The organism is Nonlabens dokdonensis (assembly GCF_002162835.1).
GTDB lineage: Bacteria > Bacteroidota > Bacteroidia > Flavobacteriales > Flavobacteriaceae > Nonlabens > Nonlabens dokdonensis_B.
The window spans coordinates 1-10147 of record NZ_MAAX01000158.1 but is presented as its reverse complement, the minus strand read 5'-3'; the positions used below and the strand labels follow the sequence as shown (position 1 = coordinate 10147).

Sequence of the window (10147 nt, the reverse complement as noted above, 5' to 3'; positions counted from 1 at the left end):
CTTATGGAAAAGGACATATTATTTATACCGGATTAAGTCTCTTTAGAGAGCTACCTGCTGGAGTTTCTGGTGCGTACAAATTACTGGCAAACATGATCAGTATAGGAGTAGAAGATGAACTAATTCAAAAGAATGATGGCCAAAGAAAACACTAAAAAGTGGAATCGTTTTTATGCACTAGTAATTGCCGCAAATGTTGTTTTTGCCATACTATTTTATATTTTAAGCTCGGTATATGGAAATAGTTGATTGGTTCATATTAGTAAGTACGCTAGCGTTTATCGTACTATATGGTGTTTATAAAACACGTGGAAGACAGACGAGTGAAGAGTACATAAAAGGTGGCGATGCCCGGTGGTGGACTGTAGGTCTTTCTGTAATGGCAACACAAGCAAGTGCTATTACGTTTTTAAGCACGCCAGGTCAAGCGTATACTGATGGGATGGAATTTGTCCAGTTTTACTTTGGACTTCCCATTGCGGTAATCATAATCTGCATCACATTTATACCCATATATCATAGGCTTAAAGTATATACAGCTTATGAGTTTCTTGAGAAACGATTTGATCTTAAAACGAGATCGCTCGCCTCTATTCTATTCTTGATTCAGCGTGGTCTAGCAGCAGGAATAACCATTTACGCTCCGGCAATTATTTTAAGTGCCGTTCTTGATTGGGAATTGAAATATTTGAATATTATAATAGGTATTCTGGTAATTATATACACCGTTTCTGGAGGAACTAAGGCAGTAAATGTGACTCAAAAGCAGCAAATGGTAGTGATTATGGCTGGTATGGTGACCGCTTTTATTTTAATCGTTACACAATTACCAGATAATGTAACTTTTGATAATGCGTTAACAATGGCTGGTAGTGCTGAGAAAATGCAGATTCTGGATTTTGACTTCTCACTGGATGACCGTTACAATGTATGGAGTGCGCTCTTCGGAGCTACCTTCTTGATGCTAAGTTATTTTGGGACAGATCAATCACAAGTACAACGTTACCTTTCAGGTAAATCAGTTAAACAAATGCGCATAGGTCTACTATTTAATGGCTTGCTTAAAGTTCCTATGCAGTTTTTTATTTTGCTAGTAGGTGTTATGGTATTTGTTTTTTATCAATTTAATTCTACACCGCTTAATTTCAATCCGGCAGCAGAAAAAGCTGTTAAAGAAAGTGAGTTTGCAGGAGAGTACAGTAGATTAGAATCCAGTCATGAAGAAATATTAATTGAAAAACAGCAGGTTCAAAAAAAGTACGCACATGCTTTAAGTACCTCATCAAGATCTGATATTATAAATTATGAACTTGCGCTTATCTACTTAAGAGCACAAGAAGAAGAGAACAGAGCTACGGCTCGCACACTTATTAAAAATGCAGACCAAAGCATCGAGACGAACGATAAGGATTTTGTATTTATACATTTTATTCTTAATCATTTACCCAAAGGACTGATAGGATTATTACTCGCTGTAATATTAAGTGCAGCGATGAGTTCTACTGCTTCAGAGTTAAATGCATTGAGCTCTACGACTTCAGTAGATATTTATAAAAGATTTAGCTCTACTAAAGATAAAGACGACGATCATTATGTAAATATGAGTAAATGGTTCACACTCATGTGGGGAATCATAGCTATATTTTTTGCGAGTTTTGTCTCCTTATTTGATAACTTGATACAGTTAGTTAATTTTATAGGATCTATTTTCTACGGTACGATTTTAGGTATTTTTCTAGTGGCTTTTTACTTTAAAAAAGTGAATGGCAAAGCAGTTTTTATTGCCGCATGTATTTCTCAACTCGTTGTAGCGACTTGTGCCATACTACATGAATTTGTAGAAGGAATTGAGATATTACCTTTCCTATGGCTCAATCCATTAGGTGCGTTCCTAACGATAGGAATCGCTGTACTTATAAGTACAACAGATAAAGGTGCTAAAACAGCTTTTCAGTTTCAAGACAGTTAAATGAAGAATAAATACTTTTATCACGACGGTATAAGAGAATTTGGGCCTTTTACAGCTCAAGAATTACTTGATAAAAAGATAAGACCAGATTATAAATTGCGCTTAGAATCAGAAGAATCTTATGTTATTGCCAAAGATGTGGAAGAGGTCGCCATGCTATTTAAAACTCAAACTACTTTTCACTCATTTAATTCTACTACTGTTCAAGACGTGAACAAATTTAATATGGAGAATTCTCATCAAAATGAATTTGAACGAGATATAAATTTTGAACAACAAAATTTTGATCCAAATTATAATAAGAGTGAGACTACAAATAACTGGAGAGCAATTGTGCTTATAAGTGTTCTATCGTTTTGGCTTATAGAAAGCATCATTCACTGGATAATGACATTACTATCTATCGATGCATGGTTCGGACCTGGTAGAATCATAAGTGGCTTTGTAAGTGTCCTATTTGCTTTTGTTCCCATCTTAATCGCCATTTGTATACGAGAAAGTCATTTAAAAATCATAGCCATTATTATAGGATCCATATTAACCCTAAGCATGCTGTCTAAACAGATATACTGGACATTTCAATTGCTTTGAAGCTAAAAGAAATAAAAATCTGCCTTCAATTGATTGAGGGCAGATTTTTTAAAACATGTACTATTTTACTTAATTACAAGAGTAATTTCTGCTTTTAAAAGTTTTGACACTGGACATATTTCCTTTGCCTTGTTAGCTACTTCATTGAGCTTTTCTTTTGATATCTCTGGTACATCTGCTGTGAGCGTTAAATCTACCTGAGTGATTGTTCCATCGTCAAAAGTAACCTTTGCATCTGTAGAAAGATGTGTTGCTGTGTATCCTTCTTCGTTAAGTAAGAAGCTCAATTGCATGGTATAACAACCGGCGTGAGCTGCTCCTATTAATTCTTCAGGATTAGTACCTTTTTCTTCTTCAAACCTAGTACCAAATGCGTATGGGGTCTTATCTAAAACCGTGCTTTGGGTAGTAATATTACCTTTTCCCTCTTTACCTGTTCCTTGCCATTGGGCATTTGCATTTCTTGAAAACTTCATTCTTTTTTTTTTAAGTATTTACTCAAAATTAGAAAATGAATTTTATCTAAAAGACCTCTTAACAGAGATTTGATAATTCCATAGTTATTTTAATATGAAGCCTTTTTAATAATTCCGCTTTCGCGAAAGCGAGATCTCCATCAATATTAAAACTTATATTCCAAACTTGTAGTAACTCTAAATTCTGACGGTGAATTAATACGATTAGTCTCGTAAGGTCTGATATGAAAATAATAGGTAGGTTCAATATTGAAATAAAACCTTTTATTAATTTTAATTCTAGAGGCAAAAGCTACATGTGCCGAGACACCACTATCATAAAAAGTGCTGGAATCACCTATTTCTATAGTACTTGAATCACCTCGCACAAAAATAGCATCGTCTAAACGTAATCTATAAGTCAATCCTCCTATTGCACCAATATCAATTTTATTACCATAAATCGAATAACGTAACTGTAGAGGTAATTCAAGGTAAGTAAATTCTTGAATAATTTCTAGTTCACTTGAGCTAGCCGTTGCCATATCTAGCGTGGCAGCATCTATTGAGTAATCTACATAGTTTAATCTCGTAACATCTGTAAATGATGGGTCTACATTTTGAGTACCTTGTTTATAAGAAACATAATTTGCGCCTGTTCTTATGGTCCATTGCTGGTTGAGATCATAATTTAAACTAGCTCCATAGTTTATTTTAAACTCTCTAGAAACTTGATTACTATCTAATGATGGATCTAGTAATGAACCACTTCTAAAATTATCATACGAGTTAAAAATAGTAGAAACGCTTACACTCCAAGGGTTTTGCTCTTGTTTCTTTAAATTTTTATCAAGTACATCTTTTTTAATTTTCTGGACAGAATCTTTTTCTCTTAACACAGATGCACTTGCATTAACTAGATCTTCTTCTTGATTCACTAGGTGAGCTGCGTTTTTAATACTATCAAAAACTACATTCTTGTTAATTCCTGAACTGTTAATATTATCAACTTGCTGGGACACCACACCAATATTGAGGTTATTACTTCCTGATATATGAGAATCAGAGAGTTTAACAGCCTTTTTCATCTCTTCTTTAGTCTTTAATGGCTTATTTGTCTTTACAATAGTATTAAGATTGTTTGATTCATCTACCTTCTCACTATTCCTTAGTGCAGTTTCTTTTAACGATACGTCCACATTTTCTGGTTGCGTAGAATTCAAAAAATTGTCAGTTTGAGTATCTAATGGAGTTGTACTAGCACCGTTAGAAGTAGAAGACTTTCTATCTATAGTAATTTGGTTTGAATTTACATTTTCAAAAACAGAATTCATAGATACTCCTATAAATCCACCAATAAATAATATACCTACACCTACAAACCAAAACCAAAGTGGTACTATTCTTCTTTTCTTTTTGTTATCAAGGCTATCTTGAAGTCTTGACCACACCATCTCATCAGGAGCAGCTTCAAGAGCATTCAATTTTTCTTTTATAGATGATCCTATATCCCTTTTAGTTCCCATAAGATCTATTATTTAAATTGTTGTTGTTCCATTCTTCTAATTTCTTTCTAAGCAAAATTTTTGCTCGATGTAAATTTGATTTGCTAGTTCCTATCGAGACGTCCAGCATCTCTGCGATTTCTTTATGAGTATAATTATCTAATTCGTAGAGATTAAAAACGAACCTATAACGATCTGGTAAACCTTGTACGGCCTTTAAAATTTGCTGTAATGGTATGGCGTCTACAATAGAGTCATCAACTAACACGTCTTTTGTAATTTCTTCATTAATAAGAATATTGAATGTAGAATTCTTTTTAAATGAAGTAATTGCAGTATTGATAGTTATACGTTTCATCCACCCTTCAAAACTTCCATTACCTTTATACTTTTTAATAGAATTAAAAATGACCATAAAAGAATCGTGAAGTACATCTTCGGCTTCTTGTTTATTCCGGCTGTATTTGAGACATAATATGTAAAGGACATCTTTATAATCAGAATACAATTGCTTTTGAGCTTTTATATCTCCTTTCCTACAGGCTTTTATGAGTTTTTCTAACATCATAAGTTACTGATAAGAAAACTTTTGAGTAAATGATGTAAAAGGAACTCCACCTGAGTCTACTGTTAAATAGGTTATCGTTTCTATATTTCCATCAGTATTAACTTGATTAGTCACTCTTGTCGGAAATGAAGAAAACAATGTGTATTCATATGTTTCAATTTGTTTAGGCGATATAAACGTAGGTCCAATGGTTAAATTGACAGAACCACTTCTTGTATAGTAATTGATATTATTAAAATATCTGGAGTAAGTATTATCTCTAATTGCCGCAATAGGGTTATCAATGGTAGTATACGTCATATTATAAGTAACGTCATTAATTAATGTACCATTATTATCATAGTCTCGATCTTTACTTTCACTTACTAAATTACCCATTCCATCATAAATATAATTAATATAGGTACTAGGTTCATTACCTGTACTATCTACGCGTTCTACATAAGTGACCTTATCTTGAGCGTCAGTAACTACCTTGCTAGAAATAGTTGCTGGAGTAAAATTTATTCCATCATTACTATTAAATACATAAACATACGTGGTATCAGCAACTTTTGAATACGTTCTTTTAGTATAAGTATTAAGACTACTATTATAAGTTAATCTTTCTGAGACGAGTCCATTACTACCGTAGGTAAATATTTGTGTCTCATCTACAGCTAGAACACCATTATTATAATACTCGACACGGTCTATTTTATTGTTTGAGTAAATAAACATACTAGCTCTAGTATCACCTGATGGTAAATATCTTGTTATTTCATGATATCTATTGTTTAATATAGTATATACTGTTGAATCTAAAGGTATAGGAGGATTTGCTGATACATCAAGATTGTAGTTAACATATTTAAATAATTCTGAAGAGGATATGCCTTGATTGTTGTTTATATCGTCATCACTCCCTATTTCTTGAGTTGAACAAGATGCGAATAAAATTGATAAGGCTATTAAATAGAAAATTTGCTTTTTCATAATCATGCTTTAGTTTACTATAAGTATAATAAAAGCAAAAAGGTTGCGTAGAAAACTAAAAAAAACCGTTCAGAAATTATCTAAACGGTTTAAAATGATCTCGCTTTCGCGAAAGCGGTATACTTTCAAAGAATGATTTACATCTTCACGCCCCATTCTTTAAGGCTGTCTTTATTAAGCTTTACGTAATCCATGTTTCCCGCTTTTTGAGCAAGCTCTAAAGATTGTTTTGCTGTTGCGATTGCTGCAGTAGTATTACCCATTTTTGCCTCAATTAAAGACTTTTTTCTATGCATCCAGTAAGCCTCTGGACGAGCTTCTACTGCTTTAGAAATCCACATGTGCGCTTTATCTAAATCCTTATTTGCGTCTAGATAAAATGTCGCTGCACTATAGTAATCGTTTGCACTAGGTCCGGCCATAACTTTATCGATACTGGCTTGTGTTTTTGAAGCCGTAGGAACTGTAAAAGGAACAGCTACTAGTGTTTCATCCCACATCATTTGTAGATGAGCGCCATCCATGGCTACCTCATTAATTGCCATAGTCCAACTTTCTACTGGATTTTTTAATTTAATAGTTTTTACAGTTGCAGTAGCTACCACTTTAGAATCATCCCATTTTTCTGGATTACCCCAGTTGCCGGTATCATTGTACAACATCACAGTCCATTCTTTCTTACCAGGCTTTGTGTAAACAGCATAAGTACCAGCCGCTACGTTTGTACCTGCAAACTTTACATCATCAGAGAAGGTAATCATTGAATTTTGATTTGCTCCAGTTCTCCATAATTTGTCAAAGGGAACGAGATCACCAAAGATATCTCTACCTCTCATCGCTGGTCTAGAGTATTCTAAAGTAACATCTGTTAGACCTACAGTTTGCATTGCTTTTGATTTAGGACTAGGCTGTGGCGCTTGAATTTGAGCAAAAGCGATATTTGCTATTAACATCAAGCAAAAAGAAAATAGTAATTTTTTCATTATAATTATTTTAGGTTTAAAAGGTTTGTAAATGTCGGTGTTTTATAATCTTTAAGTTGTTATCATTTTCTTAACTAACGCCCTTTGCGCTAGAAAAGAAAATCATTTTTATAGCAACAATGATTAATATGACACCAAATATTTTTTTGAGTACTTGCTGGTTGATATTTACAGCGACCTTAGATCCAAAAAAACCGCCTACAACAAATGCTGCGGCAATTATTAGCGCATATCGCCAGTCAAGAGTGTGTCCATTTTTATGATAGGTGTAAGCAGCAAGAAAGGTTACTGGAACTGCTAGAACTGCTAGGCTCATACCTTGAGCTTGATGTTGTGAAAAACCTAAAAACCATATAGCCAGTGGCACCATAATAACTCCACCACCTACGCCTACACTACCGCTTAACACGCCAGCAAGTAAACCTATTAACAAAAGAAATAGTACAGTTGATAAAGTCATTTTTTTTCGTTTCATGTTTATAATAATGGAGCCCATAATCTACAAAAGGACTCTTTCAATTTATTCCATTTATTGCGTTCTAACCATTTGTCAAGAATTACTTCTTCACATGATTCTAAATCGATGCGGTATTGCTCATTTAATTCTTCAGAAATATCATCGTCAAATATGAGCGCATTGATCTCAAAATTAATATCAAAGCTACGATAATCCATATTAGAAGTTCCTATAGTGGCAAATTCATCGTCTACCACCATGGTTTTTGCATGGAGCATGCCTTTATGGTACCAGTATATTTTCACACCACTTTCTAATATTTCTCTGAAATAAGAGCGACTCGCATATCGTGCTGCCCAACTATCTCCTTTTTTAGGAACCATAATTTGAACATTCACACCAGCTCTGGCTGCACTTTTAAGCGCCGTTAGAATAGCTTCATTAGGAATAAAATAAGGTGTTGTTATTTTTATACTTTCTTCGGCAGTGGTAACTGCAACAAAGATAGCCTCCATAATATTTGCCCAATCTGTATCTGGACCACTAGCAGCAATTTGTACAGCTTTATTTTTAGATTCATCTATTTCTGGAAAATAAGAATCTGGAATATGTATACTAGTTTCTTCATGTATATTTTCACAAACAAAATACCAATTAAGTAACCATTGCACTTGCATACTTTTTACTGCGTGACCTTCTATTCTTAAGTGCGTATCTCTCCAGTACTTTGAAGGGTCATCTCCTTCTCTATTTACATAATCATCACTTACATTAACGCCGCCTAAATAACCTATGTGACCATCTATTATGCATATTTTTCGGTGGTTTCTATAGTTAGCTTTGCGAGTAAAATTAGAAAATATAACAGGCATAAATGGGTTAAATTCTATTCCAGCTTTTTTCATTCTAGCCTTTGCTTTTCTAGAAAGAGAACTCCCTACAGAGTCATAAATAAGCTTTACTTCTACACCTCTATCTCTAGCATCTATAAGCTTATCAATGAATTCATTACCTATAATATCATCTTGGAAAATAAAATATTCTATATGGATATGATCTTTTGCACGGTCTAAATCTTTAAAGATTCTTTCAAAGGTTTTCTCACCATTGATAAGAACTTCTAAGTCATTTCTCAAGGTAAGCAATGCAGACTGATTATGATTAAGTAGCTTAACTAGTTTAATTCTATCTTCTAGAAAATCTTCTTCATACTCCGTAAGTTGAGCCTTAGTTAATTGTAACCTTTTACCCCAATCCTTTATTAATTCATGAGCCGTGAGATCTTTTCTTTTAAAAATTTTAGACTTGCGATACTCTAAACCAAAGAAATAATAAATTCCTAAACCTATAAAAGGCAAGGCTACTAAAAATAACAGTGATGAAACGGTTTTACGTGGGTTTTGGTTACTCTTTATAAGAAAAAAAGCAGCACTTAAAGCAATAGCATAATTAATGATTAAAGAGCTAAAGAACCAATTATTTAATACCCAATCCACCATTTTAATCGTAATAACCAGACTCAGGAATCGCTATATGGTATTCCTTTTTAGATTTATTATTCAACTGTGGCTCTCTCAACCACGGATTGTGAATTTTCAGTATTTTATAATTGATGTTGTTCGCTTTCGCGAAAGCGGATAAATCATCCACCTCATAATCTACTAATACTTTTTTAGTAGGAATAAAGTCGTATCCATGACTAGGCTCCACATTAAAACCAAAAGTTTTAGGGTTTTTAAGTATTTCCTTAATCGCGAGAATACGGAATACATAGCGACCAGTTTCAGCTCCTAAAAGTAAATCATAATAACTATCTACTCCTTGTGCTTCTAACTGCTTATTTATGCCGGCATTTCCAGCATTATATGCAGCACCAGCAAGTGTCCAGCTCCCAAACTTCTCTTTACTTTCCTTAAGATAATCGCATGCCGCTTGAGTTGCCATTTCTAGATGGTAACGTTCATCCACATTATCATTTACTTCTAGTCCTAGTTCCCTGCCTGTTTTAGGCATAATTTGCCAGAAACCCTTGGCTCCTGCAGGAGAAGTAACATTTTGTAAACCACTTTCTATTACCGCTAGGTATTTAAAATCATCTGGTACGCCATTTTTTTTGAGAATAGGCTCTATGATAGGAAAATATTTTTGAGCTCTTTTAATTAAAAGTATACCGTTAGACTGCCAGTAAGTATTTACTAAAAACTCTCTATCTACGCGTTCTCTTATATCAGGTAAATTTAAAGGTACTGACTCACCAGCAAAATCAAGTTGTTTAGGTAATTGCACACTGTAAACATTATAATCCTTAACTCGCTTATCAGAATTTCCTTCTTCAGTTGTAGCTACGCTCATCTTTTCAACAGATGAAGAGCCTCCACCTTGTTGAATTGCGCTTATGGTAAAAATGAAAATTATTGCTATCCCAGCACCTAAAAGAATCTTTTTCATATGTTTAAGTATTTGTTCAAAGATATAAAAGTTGACAAGAGAATACGGTAATTAATGCATTTCATTACATAGTTTTATGAACCGATGAGCTTAGGTAAATGTTCATTAAACCAGCGGTAACGATTAACTATCATAACATGTGTTCCCTTAGGGACAACGGTACAATTTTCAATATATTTGATAGGAAAAACGGGAT

Annotated in this window: 10 protein-coding genes and 1 pseudogene; 2 read left to right on the top strand and 9 right to left on the bottom strand. The window is 33.8% G+C overall.

Annotated features, from left to right (window positions below; genetic code table 11):
• Positions 1–235 precede the first annotated feature (235 nt).
• A complete protein-coding gene (locus A9Q93_RS10470) occupies positions 236–1969 on the top strand; it encodes a sodium:solute symporter (RefSeq protein ID WP_303687347.1) in 1734 nt (577 codons plus the stop codon).
• Positions 1970–2560, top strand: coding sequence for a hypothetical protein (locus A9Q93_RS10465; protein WP_303687346.1), 591 nt, complete (start codon positions 1970–1972; stop codon positions 2558–2560).
• A 65-nt stretch (positions 2561–2625) separates the two neighbouring features.
• Here the strand turns inward: A9Q93_RS10465 and A9Q93_RS10460 are convergent, their stop codons facing one another.
• The 9 genes and pseudogenes from A9Q93_RS10460 to A9Q93_RS10420 all read right to left on the bottom strand — a co-directional run.
• Positions 2626–3036 (bottom strand): OsmC family protein, encoded by a 411-nt coding sequence (locus tag A9Q93_RS10460; RefSeq protein ID WP_303687345.1) that lies wholly within the window; start codon positions 3034–3036, stop codon positions 2626–2628.
• A 146-nt stretch (positions 3037–3182) separates the two neighbouring features.
• Positions 3183–4541, bottom strand: a complete 1359-nt coding sequence (locus A9Q93_RS10455) for a hypothetical protein (RefSeq protein ID WP_303687344.1) — start codon at positions 4539–4541, stop codon at positions 3183–3185.
• Positions 4531–5088 carry an RNA polymerase sigma factor gene (locus tag A9Q93_RS10450; protein ID WP_303687343.1) on the bottom strand — a complete coding sequence of 186 codons (558 nt, stop codon included), beginning with the start codon at positions 5086–5088 and terminating at the stop codon, positions 4531–4533. The genes A9Q93_RS10455 and A9Q93_RS10450 overlap by 11 nt, the downstream gene beginning before the upstream one ends.
• Before the next feature lie 3 nt (positions 5089–5091).
• Positions 5092–6063, bottom strand: a complete 972-nt coding sequence (locus tag A9Q93_RS10445) for a hypothetical protein (protein WP_303687342.1) — start codon at positions 6061–6063, stop codon at positions 5092–5094.
• A gap of 137 nt (positions 6064–6200) precedes the next feature.
• Entirely contained in the window at positions 6201–7046 is an 846-nt protein-coding gene (locus A9Q93_RS10440) for a DUF2911 domain-containing protein (protein WP_303687341.1), read from the bottom strand.
• A 70-nt stretch (positions 7047–7116) separates the two neighbouring features.
• A complete protein-coding gene (locus A9Q93_RS10435) occupies positions 7117–7506 on the bottom strand; it encodes a sulfite exporter TauE/SafE family protein (protein WP_303687348.1) in 390 nt (129 codons plus the stop codon).
• A gap of 17 nt (positions 7507–7523) precedes the next feature.
• Positions 7524–9002, bottom strand: coding sequence for a cardiolipin synthase (cls, locus tag A9Q93_RS10430; RefSeq protein WP_303687340.1), 1479 nt, complete (start codon positions 9000–9002; stop codon positions 7524–7526).
• Between the two features lies 1 nt (position 9003).
• Entirely contained in the window at positions 9004–9951 is a 948-nt protein-coding gene (locus A9Q93_RS10425; protein WP_303687339.1) for a lytic transglycosylase domain-containing protein, read from the bottom strand.
• Positions 9952–10025: 74 nt separating this feature from the next.
• Positions 10026–10147 (bottom strand): annotated as a pseudogene (locus tag A9Q93_RS10420) (alpha/beta hydrolase); the annotation flags it as partial.

What these genes read in the sequence shown, in the direction of transcription:
- A9Q93_RS10470 (WP_303687347.1), top strand. Translation starts at nt 236, where the DNA reads ATGGAAATAGTTGATTGGTTCATATTAGTAAGTACGCTAGCGTTTATC.
- A9Q93_RS10435 (WP_303687348.1), bottom strand. Translation starts at nt 7,506, where the DNA reads ATGACTTTATCAACTGTACTATTTCTTTTGTTAATAGGTTTACTTGCT.
- A9Q93_RS10425 (WP_303687339.1), bottom strand. Translation starts at nt 9,951, where the DNA reads ATGAAAAAGATTCTTTTAGGTGCTGGGATAGCAATAATTTTCATTTTT.
- A9Q93_RS10455 (WP_303687344.1), bottom strand. Translation starts at nt 4,541, where the DNA reads ATGGGAACTAAAAGGGATATAGGATCATCTATAAAAGAAAAATTGAAT.
- A9Q93_RS10440 (WP_303687341.1), bottom strand. Translation starts at nt 7,046, where the DNA reads ATGAAAAAATTACTATTTTCTTTTTGCTTGATGTTAATAGCAAATATC.
- A9Q93_RS10460 (WP_303687345.1), bottom strand. Translation starts at nt 3,036, where the DNA reads ATGAAGTTTTCAAGAAATGCAAATGCCCAATGGCAAGGAACAGGTAAA.
- cls (WP_303687340.1), bottom strand. Translation starts at nt 9,002, where the DNA reads ATGGTGGATTGGGTATTAAATAATTGGTTCTTTAGCTCTTTAATCATT.
- A9Q93_RS10450 (WP_303687343.1), bottom strand. Translation starts at nt 5,088, where the DNA reads ATGATGTTAGAAAAACTCATAAAAGCCTGTAGGAAAGGAGATATAAAA.
- A9Q93_RS10445 (WP_303687342.1), bottom strand. Translation starts at nt 6,063, where the DNA reads ATGAAAAAGCAAATTTTCTATTTAATAGCCTTATCAATTTTATTCGCA.
- A9Q93_RS10465 (WP_303687346.1), top strand. Translation starts at nt 1,970, where the DNA reads ATGAAGAATAAATACTTTTATCACGACGGTATAAGAGAATTTGGGCCT.